Genomic DNA, 16,976 nt, shown 5'->3' on the forward strand with positions numbered 1-16,976 from the left:
GAGGGGCTCAGCCCGTCGTCCCGGCCGGCACCCCCGGCGCCAGCCCGTCGCCCGCGCAGCCCAGTTCGGCCGAGACCTGCCGGGCGGCGGCGTTGGCGAGGGTGATCAGCCGGGTCCGCTGCTCCAGGTCACCGTCCGGGACGCCGGCGGGGCCGCGGACGACCGTCTCGACGACGATGCCGTGGGCGGGCGCCGGGAGGCGGCAGGAGAAGTAGAGCCTGCCGATCCCGGAGGAGGAGAAGGCCTGGAGCCCCGAGGTGTAGGACGTCACCGTCCCGGCGTGCTCCGGGCGCAGCCCCGGGGCCTTCGCGGCGGTGCCCAGTTCGACGGCGAGGTCGGTGGTACCGCCCTCGGCGGGCAGGAGCCGGCAGTACGTCAGGGGCCGCGGCCGGTACGTGTCGGCCCGCGGCACGCGGGTGGCGTCCCGCAGGCCGTCGAGGGCCTCCTCCGGCTCCGAGAGGTCGTCGGTGAAGCGCTCGGCTCCCATGACGGCCCTGAGCGCCGCCGCGGCGGGGGCATCCCCGGCGAAGCCCTCGCAGACCTCGGCCGCCGCCGCTCCCTTCGGCGCCGTGTCCCCTCCGCCGTCGCCGCTGGAACAGCTCGTGAGGAGGGCGGCCACGGCGAGGACCGCGCCCGCCCCGACCGACGCGGACCTCATGGACGTCACACGCGTTCTCCCGCCCGACGCGGCGCTCAGCCCCGCCGGGACCGGAGTACGGGTACGGCGACGGCGGCACCGATCAGTACGGCCGCGCCGATGCCGAGCCCGATCCAGAGGCCGGTGCCGCCGCCCTCGTCCTCGCTCGCGACGGGCCCGGGCGCCGGGGCGGCGGAGGACTCCGCCGGAGCCGGATCGGCCGAGGGCAGTTCGCCCGCCGTCGGGGTCGGGGTGGCGGTCGGGGCCTCGGTGAGGTCGTCGATGGGCCGGACGTCGGCCGGACCGGGGTCGCCGGGCGTCTTCAGCGTACGCAGGGGGCGCAGGGCGCCGTAGCCGACGTGGTTGCTGCGCTTCTCACCCCCGCTGGGCCCGGCGACGGAGTTGAGCATGACCTTGAGGACCTGGTTGTTGGTCCAGTCGGGGTGCTTCGACCAGAGGAGCGCGGCGGCGGCCGAGGCGAGGGCGGTGGCGTCACTGGTACCGGTGGACTTGCAGAGCCCGGTGCCACCGCTGCAGGCGTGCACCATGTCCTTGCCCGGGGCTACGACGTCGACCTGGGCGCCGTACTGGGACATCGCGACGCGCTTCCCCTGGTTGTCGACGGCGCCGACTCCGACGACGCCGGGGGTCGCCCCCGGGTACTCGACCGCGTTGCCCTTGTCGCCGCTGTTCCCGACGGCGGCGAAGACCAGGGACCCCTTGTCCAGCGCGTACTTCACCGCGTCGGTGAGGGCCTTCGAGCCCGCACTGGAGCCCAGGGAGACGTTGATGACCTGGGCGCCGGAATCGGCCGCGTACCTGATCGCCTGAGGCACGACGAGGTTGAACTCCTTCTCGCTGTCCGCCAGGCTGCCGTCGCCCCCGTCGACACCGGGGATGCGGATCGGCAGGATCTTGGCGTCCGGCGCGAGACCGAAGGACCCCTTCCCGCCGTCCTTGCCTCCCGTGGCGGCGATCAGGGTGGCCATCCCCGTGCCGTGGTTGATGTAGTCGGTGGTCTCGTCGCCCGACTCCTCCGGCGCGAGGTCCTTGCCCGGGAGCACCCGGCCGCGGAGGTCCGGGACGCTCGTGTCGACCCCGGAGTCGATCACCGCGACGGTGATGCCCTTACCGGTGCTGAGCTGCCAGATCTTCTCGGCGCCCATGGCGTCCAGGTGCCACTGCTGGTCCCGGACGCCTTCCGCGTGGGCGGGGACGGAAGCGATGCCCACCAGCAGCATCCCCAAGGCGGCCGAAGCGGTGGCTCGGGCACGACTCCGTCGAATACTGCTGGTACGCATCTGCTGCTTCCTCGCGCTGAATCAGTCGATGACGGGCGGGGCCGCGCGGCGGCTGCCCTGCTGCCAGGTCTCCTCGTCCTCGACCAGGTAGTCGGGACGCTCTCCGTTCCGCTCCTCGCGCTCCTCGCCGGCCTGCGTGGAGCCTCCGCGCACGAGGCCGGAGCCGCCGGGCGTGAAGGGACGCGCGCCACCCGCGGCCGCGCCCGCGGCGCCGGGGCGCTGCGCCTTGCCGCCGACGACCCCGCCGGTCTCACCGGCGAGGCGGCGTCCGCCGCTGATGCCGTTCTGTCCGGCGGCCATGCCGCCGCCCATACCGGCGCCCATGCCACCGCCCATGGGACCGCGTCCCATTCCGGCGCCGCCGCGAGCGCCCTGCTCCGTGCCGATGACGGTGCTGCGCGGGATGCCGGTCGCGGGCCGGCCCGTGGTCTGGGGAACCGCGCGACCGCCGCTGATGCCCTCGCGAGCGCCGCCGAGCGGACCGGTGACGCCCGGCAGGCCGCGCGGGCCGCCGGTCATCGGGTTGCGCGTCCCGCCGGTGACGGGGCTGGTGGGTGCCAGCGGTCCGGGGCCGCCCTTCGACGTGAACGGGGGCATGCCGGTGGTGGTGATGAACGGAGGCGTGCCTCCGTCCGGCTTGGTGAGCGGCGGCGGACCGCCGGGGGTCGGCGTCTGCGGTCCGGGCGTGGTCGTCGGCGGCAGGGTGTTCACGCTGTCGATGCCGAGGTCCACCGGGGCCTCGGGGCGCACCGGCGGCACGACGTGCGTCGGCCTGGTGGTGTCCCCGGTCGGCGGGACGACGTTGGTGTCGGGCGCGTGCGGCAGGTCCGGCTGCGTCGGCGCGGGCCGCCTCGGCCCCGAGTCCGTGCCGGAGTCCGTTCCCGTGGAGCGAACGTACTGCTGAGAAGAGGAGCCGATGTATTCGCCACTGTCCCTGGTGACCTGGGCCGGCGGCACGAACGCCCCCGGCGGCGGCGGGAACGTGGGTGCCTGCAGGCTCGCCATCCGGTCGCTGGACCAGTCGTACGTGCCCGAGAGCCGCTCCATCTGCTCGGCCGCGGCCAGCCGGTTGGCCTCTTCCTTGGCCTTGATGGCCGAGAGCTCCTCGGACGCGGGCATCGAGTTCTTCGCGTTGCGCGCGACGGTCTGCGCGTCCGGGTCGTTGCGGTACTTCTGCGCGGCGGCCAGGTTCTCCTTGGCGCTCTCGTACGAGACGTACCGGGGGATGGCGCTGGCGGCCGCGGCGATGGCCGTGGCGTTGCCCTCCATCCAGTACGCGGCGTCGTCGCTGTACGCGCCGAGCGAGTCGGTCGACGAGGCGACCGAGATGGCCCACTCGGAGAACGCCTTCTCCGCCTCGCCCTCCCAGTCCATCTCCTTCATGCGCTTGACGAGCCGGTCGGCGATGCCCTTCAGTTGCTCACCGGTCGAGCGCAGCACGTTCGCCGCGTCGCCGACGTAGAACGTGCTGGCCTCGTCCAGCCACGCCAGCATCTGCTGGTGGCTCATACCGCGGAAGTTGGTTCCGCTGTAGCCCCCGCCTCCGTCTGCCGGAATCATCTCTCGCCTCTTCCCCGTGTCCCCGAATGGTCGTCCGCGCCGCGCCTACTGGAAGGATCCGCCGCCCGTGGTGCCGTCGCTGCCGTTGGCCGTCGGGTCGCTCTGGTTCTTCTGCTGCTCGTGCTGGTCGTGCGCGACCTTCGTGCGCTCGTAGATGCCCCGCATCTTCAGCTTGATGTCCTCGTCCATGGCCTCGATGCCGCCCTGGGAGGCGACCGCGGCGATGCCGAGCCCCTCCAGGCAGTCCTTGAGGAGCTTGGACAGGTCCACCAGGCTCTGCCGGACCTTGGCGTACGACGTGTACGCGCTCTGCGCCTCGGCCCAGGCGGCGCCGCCGCCGCCGAACTTCGTCCGGTCGACCTCGGACACACTGCCGTTCGGATCGGCCGTGGTCTTCATCGTCTTGTCGAGCGAGACGATGAGCTTGTCGACGTCGGTCTTCAGCTCAGCCATGGAGTCGGCGCTGTACTTGACCGCCTGCGTCCGCATCCCGGACGCCAGACCACCCATCGCAGGTAGCATGCTCGCGCTCCTCCCCCGTGAACAACCATGCCGTGTACCGCACAAGTCTAGAAGTTCACTGTAGTCAGGAACGACGACAGTGCGCACCTCCGGGTTGCACAAGCAACGGACATCACATGGTCACGAATTGGGCACGGCGACGGCCGCCTGCGGGCGGATCGGAAGGCGGTTGACGGGCCGTCCGGTCGCCGCACGCACCGCTGAGGCCACTGCGGCGGGTGAGGTGACGACCGGGATCGCGCTCGCGGCCTTGGCGCCGAAGGGGGCGACGACGTCGCGTTCCTCGACCAGTTTCACGATGCGAATGTCCGGGGCATCCAGGGATGTCGGGAGTGCGTACCCCGTGAAGTCGGGGTGCCTCACCAGGCCGCGGGCGGTGCGGAGGTTCTCGGTGAGGGCCGCGCCGACGCCCTGGGTGACGCCGGCCTCGATGCGGGTGGCGAGCTGGGCCGGGTTGAGGACGCGGCCGACGTCCTGGGCTACGGCCATCTCCACGACGCGTACGGCGCCGAGTTCGATGTCCACGTCGACCACGGCGCGGATCGCGCAGAACGCGAGGCCGACGAACGCGTCGCCCTGGCCGTCCTCGTCGAGCGGCTCGGTGGGGTGGGGCCGGCACTGGGCGGTGGCCCAGAGCTCCTTGCCGTCCATCGCCTCGGTGACCGTCGTCGAGAGGACCCCGTCGTACGAGGTGATCTTGCCGTCGGTGATCTGGAGCAGCTCCGTCGACATGCCGAACTGGTGGGCCAGCGGCTGGAGGAGCTGGGTGCGGACCATCTTCGCGGCCCGTTCCACGGCTCCGCCCGAGACCCAGGTGTGGCGGCCGTGGGCGGCCGGTCCCGCGGGCGGCTGGTCGGTGTCGACGGGGGCGACGTGCACCTCGTCGATGCCGAGGGTGTCCTGGACGATCTGGCGGGCGAGGGTCGAGAAGCCCGAGCCGGTGTCCACGGCCGAGCAGATGACCGTGGCCACCCCGTCCTGGACCCGGACGGTCGCCGTGGAGACCTCGTCGGCGCCCTCCGCGCCCAGCATGTGCACCATGCCGAGCGCGTAGCCGACGCCCCGGCGCACCGCGCCGGGTTCGCCCGCGCCCTCGGGGCCGCCGGGCAGCAGCCACTCGCCCTCGGGGGTGTCCTTGGGGAGCGGGGGCAGCGGGAAGTCCCGTACGGCGGCGAGGAGTTCGCCCACCGGGGCCGGGCAGGTCACCGTCTGGCCGGTGGGCAGGATGTCGCCGGTGGCCATGACGTTCCGCATGCGCAACTCGGCAGGTTCCACGCCCAGTTTGGCCGCGATCTTGTCCATCTGCGCCTCGTAGGCGGCGCAGACCTGCATGGCGCCCTCGCCCCGCACGTGGCCGGACGGCGGGTTGTTCGTGCGGACCGCCCAGCCTTCGACGAAGGCGTGCGGGACGACGTACGGGCCGCAGGCGAAGGCCACGGCCGCCGCGAGGGACTCGGACGAGGAGTCGGCGTACGCGCCCGCGTCGAGCAGGATCTGCGCCTCCACCTTCACCAGGCGTCCTTCCGCGTCCGCGTGGTGCCGGTAGCGCAGCAGCGTGGGGTGGCGGTGGGCGTGGCCGAGGAAGGACTCCTCGCGCGTGGCGGTGAGTTTGACCGGGCAGCCGGTGCGGAGCGCGAGGAGGCCCAGGGGGATCTGGAAGCCCGGGTCCTCGCGGTCTCCGGTGGCGCCGGGGACGCCGGTGACGACCAGCTTGACCTGCTCGGGCGGCAGCCCGAAGCAGGCGGCGGCCAGGTCCCGGTCGGTGTGCGGGTCGGTCGAGGCGGTGTAGAGCTCCACCCCGCCGTCGGGGCGCGGTACGGCGAGGCCCGCCTCGGCGCCGATCGGCGCCGGGTCCTGGCGCCCGATCCGGTAGAGGCCCTCGACGACGATCTCGCCGGTCGCGTCCGGGTCGCCGAAGCGCAGCGGAATGTGGCGGATCAGGTTGCCGTCGGGGTGCAGCGCCTCGGCGGCGAAGGCCTTCTCCGGGTCGGTGACCGGGTCGAGGAGCTCGTACTCGACGCTGATCGCGGCGGCGGCGAGCCGGGCGGTGTCGGGGTGGTCGGCGGCGACGGCGGCGATGGCCTCGCCGTGGTGCCGGACCAGGTCGGCGGCGAAGACCGGCCGGTCGGCGACGCGGCGGCCGTAGGTCGAGGCGCCCGGCATGTCGGCGGCCGTCACCACGGCCCGTACGCCCGGCATGGCGGTGGCGGCGGCGGTGTCGACGGAGACGATGCGGGCGTGCGGGTGCGGGGAGCGCAGTATCGCGGCCCAGAGCAGCCCCTCGGCCCACAGGTCGGAGGCGTACGGGAAGGTGCCCTCGGTCTTGGCCCGGGCCTCGGCCTGCGGCAGCGAGGTGCCGAGGCCGTGCGCGGCCTGCTCCTGCCCCAGGGGCCCGGGGGTGTCCAGGACCGGGGCCGTGGGAACGGCGGTGGTCGCGTCGGTGCTCACGCCATGCCTCCGTCGTGCGGGTGGGGAATCTGGTGCGGGACGCGGGGCTCGTCGGCGGCGTCGGACGCGGTGGCCGCCGCGCTCGCCTCGCGCTCGGTGACGACGTCCCGTACGGCTTCGAGGACGCCCCGGTAGCCGGAGCAGCGGCACAGGTTGCCGGCGAGCGCCTGGCGGGCCTCCAGCTCGGTGGGGGCGTGGTTGCCCTCCAGGAGGTCGTGCACGGTCATGCACATGCCGGGGATGCAGAAGCCGCACTGGACGGTGCCGCACTTGGCCATGGCCCGCTGCACGTCGGAGGGCTCCCCGTCGACCGCGAGGCCCTCGACCGTCCGCACCTCGCTCCCGGCGGCGGTCGCCGCGGGGACGAGGCAGGAGGCGACGAGCCGGCCGTCGACCTGCACGTTGCACGCGCCGCACTCGCCCTGCGAGCAGCCGTCCTTGGCCCCGGCGAGGCCGAGGCGCTCGCGCAGGACGTAGAGCAGGGACTCGCCGATCCAGGCCCCGGTGACGGGGCGGTCGGCGCCGTTGACCCGCAGGGTGTACGAGGTGTGGGGGTGTTCGTCGCTGTCGGTGGAGGCGTAGACGGCGGGCGCGGGCTCGGGCTCGACCGCGGGCTCGACCACGGGCTCCGGTTCGGGAGCGCCGGCGACCGCGTCGGGGGTGTCCGTCGCCTCCCCCGCGTCCGGGGCCGCCCCGGCTTCCCCGTCACCGTCCGGAGCGGTCGCCGCGGCGGCGGTCGTCTCGTCCGGCACCGCCTCGCCATCGGGCCCGGCGTCCGGTCCGGTCTGCGGGTGGGGGTCCCGGCCGTCGCCCGGCTCGGCGGAGGCCTCCGCGGCCTCCGTCACCGGCTCCGCCGGAAGCGCCCACGGCGCGGGCGCGCCGCCGGGCAGGGTCGCCGGGGCCTCGGCGTACGGCGGGACGGGCGGGGTGGGAAGGTCCTGCCGGGTGGCCCGGGGCGCGAAGCCCTCCGGCTCATCCCCCGCCTCGCCGGCCCCGTACGTCTCGGCCGCCTCGGCGCCCTCGACCGTGTCCGTTTCCACCGGAATCGTCCACTGGCCCGTGGCGCCCGAGTCGGCGGCGGGCGCCGGAGCGCCGGTGAAGCGCCACTCGGCCGTCGCCTGCGGGTCCCGCTCGGCGTACCCGGCCTGCTCGCCGTGACCGGTCCGGCCGTCGTGTCCGGTCCGCCCGAACTGCTCGTTCCGCCCGAAGTGTTCGGGCTGCTCGGTGTACTCCACCTGCCCGGGCCGATCGACGTACGGGGGCGTCCGGAACTGCTCGGCGCCCTGGAACGACGGGTCCCGCTCGGCGTACTCGGCGCCGTCGAAGTACCGCGGCTGCTCCGCCTGCGTGGGCAGGTGCACCGACCACTGGCCGGTCGCCGCCGGGTCGGTCTCCGGCGTCGGGGCGAGCGGCTGGAGCGGCGTGATCATCGGCGGTACGTAGCCGTGGCCGGGGGCCTCCAGGGGGACGCCGTCCAGCATGAAGTCGGGCGGCAGCTGGACGAACGCGGTGGCGTCGCCGTCGTACCCCTCGCTCTGCGGGATCGGCTCCCAGCCGCCGGAGTTCTGCTGCTGTTCGTCGCTGCTCACGCGAGTGCCCTCCCCAGTGCCCGTCGGGCGAGTGCGGCGACCGTGCGCCGCAGGTGCTGTACGGCCGGGGGCAACACCTCGTCGCCCGGCGGGTCCGGGATGCAGGCGGCGGCGACGTACTCGCCGAAGGCCGCGAGCGCCTCGGGGGCGAGGCCCCGGTCGTTGTCCCAGTCCACCAGCGAGGCGATCCAGCGCTCCGCCTCCAGCGGGCGCAGCGGCATCGGCGCGACGGCGCCGACCGCGCAGCGCACCCCGCGCCGGGCCGGGTCGAGGACGACGGCGACGGAGGCGGTGGCGCGGGCGGGTCCGGTGCGGCCGGTGGCCTTGACGAAGACCTGGGGGGCGTGGAGCAGCGGGACGCGGACGAAGGCGACGAGCTCGCCGGGGGCGAGGAGGTCACGGCCCGCGAGCAGGTGGGAGACGGGGATCTCGCGGGTGCCGAGCGGCCCGAGGACGACGAGGTCGGCCTCCAGGGCGGCGAGGACGGGCAGCGAGTCGCCGGTGGGCGCGGCGGTGACGACGTTGCCGCCGAGGGTGCCCGCGTTGCGGATCTGGGGCGGGCCGGCGGCGCGGGAGGCGGCGGCGAGCGCCGGGATGAGGGCGGCGAAGTCGGGGCGGCCCATCCGGGCGTGGGTGAGACCCGCGCCGAGGAGGGCGTGTCCGTCCTGGTACTGCCAGCCGCGGATCTCGTTGATGCGGCTCAGGCCGACGAGTCCGGCGGGGCGGAGCTGACCCTTGTTGACGGCCGCCATGAGGTCCGTGCCACCGGCGACGGGCACGGCGGCCGGCATGGCCGTGAGCGCCGCCACGGCCTCGTCGAGCGAGGCGGGCAGCGTCACGGACTGCGCCGTCTGTGGTGCGTGCGTGGTCAACCCGCTGCCCCTTCCCGGTGTCCCGGTGGTCCCCGACTGTGCCCGGCGGTCGCGCCTGCGTGTGGGCGTACCGTACGTGCTCACAGGCCGGACGTGGCAACTCTGGCACATCTTCCGAGCGGTCCGGCGCGAGGGTCCGCGAAGGACTGATCCGTCCCGGACGCCCCGAGGAGCGACGGTAACTTCCGTTTCGCCGCACTTGGGTGACGGGCGCCGGACGGGGGACGGGACCGGGGCGTGACGGTGCCGTCACGGGGGACACCGGGTCGGGCGCGCGCCTCTCACACGATCGGGGGCGTGCCCTCCAGAGGACGGCCGAGGACCCCGGGGCGCCGCTGCCGGGGGTGAGGTCCGGCGGGCGGCCGGTAGTCGACGCCGAGGGCGTCGAGGCGCCGGTAGTGGGTGCGCATACGGCGCTCGAAGCCCGGGTAGTCGCGCGCCTCCGGCGCGGGCAGCGCGGACCAGGCGACCTCGGCGAAGGCGGCGAGGCGGGGGAAGACCTGGTAGTCGACGCGGGCCCGGTTCTGCATGACCTCGGTCCAGACGTTGGCCTGGGTTCCCAGGATGTGGGCGGCGGCCTCCGGGGAGAGGCCCGGGGGGACGGGCTCGAAGCGGTAGACGTCCTCCAGGGTGCGGACGTACCCGATGGGCATCGGCTCGTCCTCGCCCGGCGCCTGACGGTGGTCCAGGTACACCTGCTGTTCGGGGCACATGACGACGTCGTGGCCGGCCTCGGCGGCGGCGATCCCGCCGCCGTACCCCCGCCAGGACGACACGGCCGCCCCGTCGGCGAGGCCGCCCTCCAGGATCTCGTCCCAGCCGATCAGCCGCCGTCCGCGGGCGGTGAGCCAGCGGTCGAAGTGGCGGATGAACCAGGACTGGAGCCCGTCCTCGTCGGCGAGCCCGAGTTCCTCGATGCGGGCCTGCGCGGCCGGGGAGGCCTTCCACTGGTCCTTGGGGCACTCGTCGCCGCCGACGTGGACGAAGGTGGACGGGAAGAGGTCGAGGACCTCCTCGAAGACGCCCTCGTAGAAGCGCAGGACGGCCTCGGTGGGGGCCAGGACGTTGGGGTTGACGCCCCAGGTGTCCCAGACGGTGAGGGCGGCGGTGTCGACGACGTCGGTGTTGCCGAGTTCGGGGTACGCGGAGATGGCGGCCTGCGAGTGGCCGGGGAGGTCGATCTCGGGGACGACCGTGATGTGCCGCTCGGCGGCGTACGCGACGATCTCGCGGATGTCGTCCTGGGTGTAGAACCCGCCGTGCGGGGTGTCGTCCCAGAGCGGCGAGGCCCGGTGGCCCCACCGGCTGCGGGCCCGCCAGGAGCCGACCTCGGTGAGCCGGGGGTGGCGCTTGATCTCGATGCGCCAGCCCTGGTCGTCGGTGAGGTGGAAGTGGAAGACGTTGAGCTTGTGGGCGGCGAGGAGGTCGAGGTACCGCAGCACGTCCTCCTTGGGCGTGAAGTGCCGGGAGACATCGAGCATGAGGCCGCGCCAGCCGAAGCGGGGGGCGTCCTCGACCGTCACGTACGGGAGGTCCCGGGGGCCCTTCCCCACGGCCGCCGTGCGGTACGCCTCCGGGCCGAGCAGCTGACGGAGGGTCTGGGCGCCCCAGAACACCCCGGCGGGGCCGCCGCCCTCGATGACGACCGCGGCGTCGGGGGTCTCGGTGGTCAGGCGGTACGCCTCCGGGCCGTGCTCCCGTGCCACCTCCTCGCTGATCCGCAGGCGCACGGCGCGGGTGCCCGTCCCGTCGGCGAACGGGAGGCCGGTGGCGGCGCCCAGCACGGTGCGCAGCCAGCGGGCGGTGGACTCGGTGCCGGGTCCCGCGTCGAGCGTGGTCCGCTCGTCGAGCGGGAGGCGGCCGGGGGTGCTCCCCGAGCACCCGGCCGACAGCGGGGCGGGAATCAGGTCCGTGGGGTGGGTCATCGCGTCAGTCCTTCACCGCCCCGCCCAGTCCGGAGACCAGACGGCGCTGTACGAGTACGAAGAAGACGAGCACCGGGACGGTCATCACGGTCGAGCCGGCCATGATGCCTCCCCAGTCGTTCTCGTCGGGCTTGAAGAAGACCAGCAGGGCCATGGGGAGGGTCGACTGCGAGGTGTCGCTGATGATGAACGACTTCGCGAAGAGGAAGTCGTTCCAGGTGGAGATGAACGAGAAGACGCTCGTCGCGACGAGGCCGGGGAAGACCAGCGGGAAGAGGATCTGCCACAGGAACCGGGTGCGGCTCGCCCCGTCGATCTGGGCCTGCTCCTCCAGGGCCTCCGGGACCGCCTTGACGAAGCCGCGCAGCATCCAGATCGCGAAGGGCAGCGAGAAGGCGATGTGCGGCAGGATCAGCGAGCCGAGGGTGTTGAGCTGGCCGGCGTCCCGCATCAGGAAGAACAGCGGGATGGTCAGGGCCTCGACCGGCACCATCTGGGCGACCAGGAACATGATGAGCAGCGTCGTCCGGAACCTGAAGCGGAACCGGGTGACGGCCGTCGCCGCCAGGAAGGCGATCAGCGCGGAGGCGAGGACGACGGTGCCGGCCACGAGCAGCGAGTTGAGGAAGTAGCGGCCGAAATCCTGCTGTTCGAAGACGCGCCGGAACGAGTCGAGGGACGGCGACAGCGTCCACGGCCGCGGGTCGGTGGACTGGATCTCGCCGGCCGGCTTGAAGGCCGAGAGGACCATCCAGTACAGCGGGAAGGCGACGGCGGCCGCGACGAGCAGCGTGACGGCCTCGGCGGCGAGCCGCCCGGGGCGGCGGATGCGGAAGGAGGTCGGGGCGCTCACAGTTCTTCTCCCTGGCGTCGCAGCAGGCGCAGGTAGACGAGCGTCACGGCCAGCAGGATGAGGAGCATGACGACGCCGATCGCCGAGCCCAGGCTGTACTGGGACGAGGCGAAGGCCTTCTGGTAGGCGTACACGTTGAGGACGAGGTTCTGGCCGGCGATGCCGCCGCCGTTCGTCATCACGTAGATCTGGGTGAAGAGCTTGAAGTCCCAGATGATCGACTGGATCGTGACGACGACCAGGATCGGCCGGAGCATCGGCGCCATGACCGAGCGCCAGATCCGCCACTGCGAGGCGCCGTCGAGGGCCGCGGCCTCCAGGACCTCGGACGGGATGGCCTTGATGCCCGCGTAGACGGTGACCATCACGAACGGGAAGGAACACCAGACGACTTCGAGGAGGACGAGCGCGAAGGCGCTGTACCGCCCGTACGTCCAGGAGAAGTCGCCGAGCCCGAGCAGTCTGTTGACGGGGCCGAAGTCGGGGTCGAAGAGGAAGACCCAGACGGTGGAGCCGGTGACGGCCGGGGTGGCCCAGGCGCCGAGCGCGGCCACTATCAGGACGAACCGGGGCAGCGCCCGGACCCGGGTGAGGAGTACGGCCAGCGCGCAGCCGACGGCCAGCGTGGTGACGACGCAGGCGGCGGCGAAGAGGACGGTGGCGAGGAGGACCTGCCAGAACTGGGTGTCGGCGAAGAGGGCCGTGTAGTTGCCGAACCCCTTGAAGGTGGTGGGTTCGCCGCCGCTGACCTGGGCCTGGGTGTACTCCAGGAGGGAGATCAGGCCCAGTTGGTAGACGGGGTAGACGAGGAGTCCGCCGAGGACGACGAGGGCGGGCAGGAGGTACAGCCAGGGGGTCCACGGGCGGTGGCCCCGGGGGCCGCCGCGCCGCGCGGGCCGGGGGGCCGGGGGCGCGGTCGCCCCCGGCCGCCTCGAAGGGGCGGTGAGCTGGGTCGTCATGCGTCTCAGCCCGCCGGCGCGAAGGCCGCGTCCATCTTCTTCGCGGCGTCGTCGGCCGCCGCCTTGACGTCCTTGCGGCCGCTGACGACCTCCTGGAACATCGTGGGCAGGACGAGGGAGGCGTCGATCTGGCCCCAGCCGGGGGACGCCGGGACGAACCTGGTGCCCGCGCCGAGGGTGTCGATGAAGGGCTTCACGAAGGGCTGGCGCTGCGCGGCGGTGGCCCGGACGTCGGTGTAGGTGGGCAGGAAGCCCATCGCGTCGAAGAGCCGGCCCTGGGTCTCCTTGCCGGTCAGGGACTTGAGGAGGTCGACGGCGAGGGTGCGGTGCGAGGTGCTCCTGAGGACGCCGATGTTGTTGCCGCCGGCGAAGGCCGGGGCGATGGACCCCGGGGTGGTGCCGGGCAGCGGGACGACGGCGTACTTGCCCTTGACGGTGCCGTCCTCGACGGCGGCGTGGCTGAAGTCGCCGCCGATGGCCATGGCGGCCTTGCCGGAGGCGAAGGCGGTGACGGTGGCGTTGCCGCCCATCTGGGCGCACTTGGCGGCGGGGCAGTTGTCGTCGCCGAAGAGCGAGGTGTAGGTGGCGATGCCCTTGACGGCGGCCTCGCTGTTCACGGCGGCCTTGTACGTGTCGCCGTTCGCGGTGGCGAGTTCGCCGCCCGCCGCCCAGACGAAGGGCATGGCGCCGTAGGTGTACGCGCCGCCGACGGCGATGCCGTAGAGCTCGGGCCTGGCCTTGCGGATCTTCTTCGCGGTGGAGACGAGTTCGGCCTGGCTCTTGGGGGCGGCGAGGCCGAGTTCCCCGAAGACGTCGGTGCGGTAGTAGAGGGCGCGGACGCCGACGAAGAGCGGGGAGCCGTAGACCTTCCCGCCGACGGTGACGGACTGCCGGGCGGTGGGGTCGGTGTCCTTGGCCTCGTCCCAGGCCGCGAACTCGGCGCTGATGTCGGCGAGTCCGCCGTCCTTGACGTATCCGGCGGTGTCGGTGTTGCCGTACTCGATGAGGTCGGGCGCCGACTTGGGGTCGTTGAAGGCCGCCTTGACGCGCTGGGCGCGGGTCTCGACGGGGATGTACTCGACCTCGACCTTCGCGCCCTGGTTCTTCTTCTCGAAGGCGGCGACGGCCTGCTGGACGACCTGCTCCTTGGGCTTGTTGCTCACCTCCTGGAAGAGCCAGACGCGCAGGGTGCCGGTCTTCTCGTCCGTCGTGGCCTTGCCGTCCGAGGTCTGGGGCGCGCAGGCGGTGGCGGTCAGGCCGGCCAGCAGCAGTGCGGCCGCCTTGGCGGCGATGGGGGTGCCCCCCGCTCGAACGGAGCCGAGCGCTTGGGGGAGGGCAGGAAGCTTCATGACGGATCCCCTCCGAATGCGGTGCGTTGCAACATGCGCAATGCGCGTTTCGTTCTGCACAACACGCGTGAGGTTAGGCGCGCCCCGGGCGGCCCGACAAGAGGTCTCGACCACCTCAACCACTCCGTGACCGGCGAAAGCACCCTGCGCAACGCCACGGCGAAGACCCGGGGAACGCGAAACGGCCCGGAGCGCCCATAGCGTCCGAAGAGCACGGAAAAAGTGCCCGGGGAACACGAAACGGCCCCCGGTGCCCGTACCGAAGTACACGCACCGGGGGCCGCCCCCGACTTCAGGACCCGAACGCCGGAACCCGGCTACTTGTCCTTGCCGCCCTTGTCCTTGTCGCCGCCGCCGGCGCCCATGGATTCGTAGATCTCCTTGCACATCGGACAGACCGGGTACTTCTTGGGGTCGCGCCCCGGCACCCAGACCTTTCCGCACAGCGCCACGACGGGCGTACCGTCGAGAGCGCTCGCCATGATCTTGTCCTTCTGGACGTAATGGGCGTAGCGCTCGTGGTCGCCGTCACCGTGGGACACCTGCGGCGTCGGCTCGACGAGGGTTCCCGTACCTGCCCCGCGCTCGGGCTCGAGAGTGCTCATAACCGCCAAGGGTACTGAAAGCCGGGGCCCTCGGTTGAGGGCCCTCGCCCGACGGCCCCCGGTCGGGCGAGGAGTCAGTTGAGCGACGGGTCGTCGGGGTAGGTCGCGATCATCGCGAGTTCGCCGCGCTGCCGCCGGAGCACCTGCCGCCAGAGCGACTCGGGCCGCGGCGAGGAGACGTCGCCGGGCTCGGACTCGACCACGTACCAGGCGCCGTCGCCGAGCTCGGTCTCCAGCTGGCCGGGGCCCCACCCCGCGTATCCGGCGAAGATCCGCAGCGAGCCGAGGGCGGGACCGAGCAGTTCGGGCGGGGTCTCCAGGTCGACCAGGCCGATCGCCCCGTACACCCGCCGCCAGCCGAGCGGTCCCTCGTCGCCGGGGATCACGGCGACGCCGAGGGCCGCGTCGAGCGAGACGGGGCCGCCCTGGAAGACGACGCCGGGTTCACCGGCGAGTCCGGCCCAGGGGGCGAGGATGTCGCCGACGGTCACCGGGGTCGGCCGGTTGAGGACCACGCCGAGGGAGCCCTCGTCGTCGTGGTCGAGGAGGAGCACCACCGCCCGGTCGAAATTCGGGTCCGCGAGGGCGGGGGTGGCGACGAGCAGCCGTCCTGTGAGCGAGGACACCTCGGTCATGCGACACATGATCCCGCATCTTCGGCGTTCGCGGGGGCCGTCGGGGGCGACGGGCGGACGGGACGGCGGGAACGCGCCGACCACCGCAGATCAGGTCGGTGACCGCCGGGACGGAGAGGGGGCCAAGGGCCGCCCCGGCGGGGGAACCGGACGGTGACGCTCCGCAAGATCACGAGAACAGAGGGTGTTGTGCCGAATTCATTACATCTGACAGGCCCCCCGGGGCACCCGATGGAGGTCTCATGGCCCCTTACCCTTTTCACTGGCCACCCGACCGACCCCACTCCGGAACGCGAGATTCATGACCGGCACAGACGATGTCCTGCTTGTCCACGGCGGAACCCCGCTGGAGGGCGAGATCCGCGTCCGCGGCGCGAAGAACCTCGTGCCCAAGGCGATGGTCGCCGCCCTGCTCGGCAGCGGCCCGAGCCGCCTGCGCAATGTGCCCGACATCCGTGACGTCCGCGTGGTCCGCGGACTGCTCCAGCTGCACGGAGTGACGGTCCGCCCGGGCGAGGAGCCCGGCGAGCTCGTCCTCGATCCGACGCACGTCGAGTCGGCGAACGTCGCCGACATCGACGCCCACGCCGGCTCGTCCCGTATCCCGATCCTCTTCTGCGGCCCGCTGCTGCACCGCCTCGGCCACGCCTTCATCCCGGGCCTGGGCGGCTGCGACATCGGCGGCCGGCCCATCGACTTCCACTTCGACGTGCTGCGCCAGTTCGGCGCCACCATCGAGAAGCGGGCGGACGGGCAGTACCTGGAGGCCCCGCAGCGCCTTCGCGGTTGCAAGATCCGGCTGCCGTACCCCTCGGTCGGCTCGACCGAGCAGGTGCTGCTGACGGCGGTGCTCGCCGAGGGCGTCACCGAGCTGTCGAACGCCGCCGTGGAGCCCGAGATCGAGGACCTGATCTGCGTCCTGCAGAAAATGGGCGCGATCATCTCCATGGACACCGACCGGACCATCCGGATCACCGGTGTCGACCGCCTCGACGGCTACACCCACCGGGCGCTCCCGGACCGCCTGGAGGCGGCCTCCTGGGCGTCGGCGGCGCTCGCGACCGAGGGCAACATCTACGTGCGCGGCGCCCAGCAGCGCTCGATGATGACCTTCCTCAACACGTACCGGAAGGTCGGCGGCGCCTTCGAGATCGACGACGAGGGCATCCGCTTCTGGCACCCGGGCGGCTCGCTCAACGCGATCCACCTGGAGACGGACGTGCACCCCGGCTTCCAGACGGACTGGCAGCAGCCGCTGGTCGTGGCCCTGACGCAGGCCTCCGGCCTCTCCATCATCCACGAGACGGTGTACGAGTCCCGGCTCGGCTTCACCTCCGCGCTCAACCAGATGGGCGCTCACATCCAGCTGTACCGCGAGTGCCTCGGCGGCTCCGACTGCCGCTTCGGCCAGCGGAACTTCCTCCACTCGGCGGTCGTGTCCGGCCCGACGAAGCTCCAGGGCGCCGACCTGGTCATCCCCGACCTGCGCGGCGGCTTCTCGTACCTGATCGCGGCGCTCGCGGCCCAGGGCACCTCCCGGGTGCACGGCATCGAGCTGATCAACCGCGGCTACGAGAACTTCATGGAGAAGCTCGTCGAGCTCGGCGCCAAGGTCGAGCTGCCGGGCAGCGCGCTGGTGTAAGGGCGCCGTGCGGGCCCCCCGTGGGCCCCCCCCGGCCCACACCGCCCCCCCAACGCCCCGGACGGCCCACACCGGCCCA

14 protein-coding genes are annotated in these 16,976 nt (G+C 72.9%); 1 reads left to right on the forward strand and 13 read right to left on the reverse strand.

The annotated features are described in order from the left end of the window. Nucleotides 1-7: 7 nt before the first annotated feature. From ABT129_RS09105 to ABT129_RS09165, 13 genes are all read right to left on the reverse strand, one after another. The gene (locus ABT129_RS09105; RefSeq protein ID WP_351898546.1) at nt 8-658 is read right to left on the reverse strand and encodes a hypothetical protein; all 651 of its coding nucleotides are present in this window, start codon (nt 656-658) and stop codon (nt 8-10) included. A 35-nt stretch (nt 659-693) separates the two neighbouring features. Beyond that, complete coding sequence (gene mycP / locus ABT129_RS09110; RefSeq protein WP_351898549.1) at nt 694-1,878, reverse strand: type VII secretion-associated serine protease mycosin; 1,185 nt, start codon at nt 1,876-1,878, stop codon at nt 694-696. Between the two features lie 81 nt (nt 1,879-1,959). Further along, nucleotides 1,960-3,447 carry a hypothetical protein gene (locus tag ABT129_RS09115; RefSeq protein WP_351898501.1) on the reverse strand — a complete coding sequence of 496 codons (1,488 nt, stop codon included), beginning with the start codon at nt 3,445-3,447 and terminating at the stop codon, nt 1,960-1,962. 96 nt (nt 3,448-3,543) lie between these two features. Beyond that, complete coding sequence (locus ABT129_RS09120) at nt 3,544-4,020, reverse strand: hypothetical protein (RefSeq protein WP_351898504.1); 477 nt, start codon at nt 4,018-4,020, stop codon at nt 3,544-3,546. Between the two features lie 120 nt (nt 4,021-4,140). Further along, a complete protein-coding gene (locus ABT129_RS09125; protein ID WP_502981695.1) occupies nt 4,141-6,468 on the reverse strand; it encodes a xanthine dehydrogenase family protein molybdopterin-binding subunit in 2,328 nt (775 codons plus the stop codon). Then, the gene (locus ABT129_RS09130) at nt 6,465-8,057 is read right to left on the reverse strand and encodes a 2Fe-2S iron-sulfur cluster-binding protein (RefSeq protein ID WP_351898506.1); all 1,593 of its coding nucleotides are present in this window, start codon (nt 8,055-8,057) and stop codon (nt 6,465-6,467) included. Before ABT129_RS09130 ends, ABT129_RS09125 begins: the two co-directional genes overlap by 4 nt. Beyond that, nucleotides 8,054-8,929 (reverse strand): FAD binding domain-containing protein, encoded by an 876-nt coding sequence (locus tag ABT129_RS09135; RefSeq protein WP_351898508.1) that lies wholly within the window; start codon nt 8,927-8,929, stop codon nt 8,054-8,056. The genes ABT129_RS09130 and ABT129_RS09135 overlap by 4 nt, the downstream gene beginning before the upstream one ends. Before the next feature lie 281 nt (nt 8,930-9,210). Next, on the reverse strand, nt 9,211-10,854 hold the full coding sequence (locus ABT129_RS09140; RefSeq protein WP_351898511.1) for a beta-N-acetylhexosaminidase: 1,644 nt from the start codon (nt 10,852-10,854) through the stop codon (nt 9,211-9,213). A 4-nt stretch (nt 10,855-10,858) separates the two neighbouring features. After that, nucleotides 10,859-11,707 (reverse strand): carbohydrate ABC transporter permease, encoded by an 849-nt coding sequence (locus ABT129_RS09145; RefSeq protein ID WP_351898513.1) that lies wholly within the window; start codon nt 11,705-11,707, stop codon nt 10,859-10,861. After that, entirely contained in the window at nt 11,704-12,666 is a 963-nt protein-coding gene (locus ABT129_RS09150) for a carbohydrate ABC transporter permease (RefSeq protein ID WP_351898516.1), read from the reverse strand. The genes ABT129_RS09145 and ABT129_RS09150 overlap by 4 nt, the downstream gene beginning before the upstream one ends. A gap of 5 nt (nt 12,667-12,671) precedes the next feature. Then, nucleotides 12,672-14,015 (reverse strand): extracellular solute-binding protein, encoded by a 1,344-nt coding sequence (locus ABT129_RS09155; RefSeq protein WP_351898518.1) that lies wholly within the window; start codon nt 14,013-14,015, stop codon nt 12,672-12,674. A 317-nt stretch (nt 14,016-14,332) separates the two neighbouring features. Continuing rightward, nucleotides 14,333-14,620: a DUF3039 domain-containing protein gene (locus ABT129_RS09160; protein ID WP_024761666.1), complete on the reverse strand. Its 288-nt coding sequence runs from the start codon at nt 14,618-14,620 to the stop codon at nt 14,333-14,335. Between the two features lie 74 nt (nt 14,621-14,694). Beyond that, complete coding sequence (locus tag ABT129_RS09165) at nt 14,695-15,255, reverse strand: YqgE/AlgH family protein (RefSeq protein WP_351898521.1); 561 nt, start codon at nt 15,253-15,255, stop codon at nt 14,695-14,697. A gap of 301 nt (nt 15,256-15,556) precedes the next feature. Between ABT129_RS09165 and murA the strand changes: the two genes are divergently transcribed. After that, nucleotides 15,557-16,897 carry a UDP-N-acetylglucosamine 1-carboxyvinyltransferase gene (gene murA / locus ABT129_RS09170; RefSeq protein ID WP_351898524.1) on the forward strand — a complete coding sequence of 447 codons (1,341 nt, stop codon included), beginning with the start codon at nt 15,557-15,559 and terminating at the stop codon, nt 16,895-16,897. Nucleotides 16,898-16,976 lie beyond the last annotated feature (79 nt).

Source organism: Streptomyces sp. NPDC002057 (genome assembly GCF_040296665.1).
In the GTDB taxonomy this organism is placed as follows: domain Bacteria; phylum Actinomycetota; class Actinomycetes; order Streptomycetales; family Streptomycetaceae; genus Streptomyces.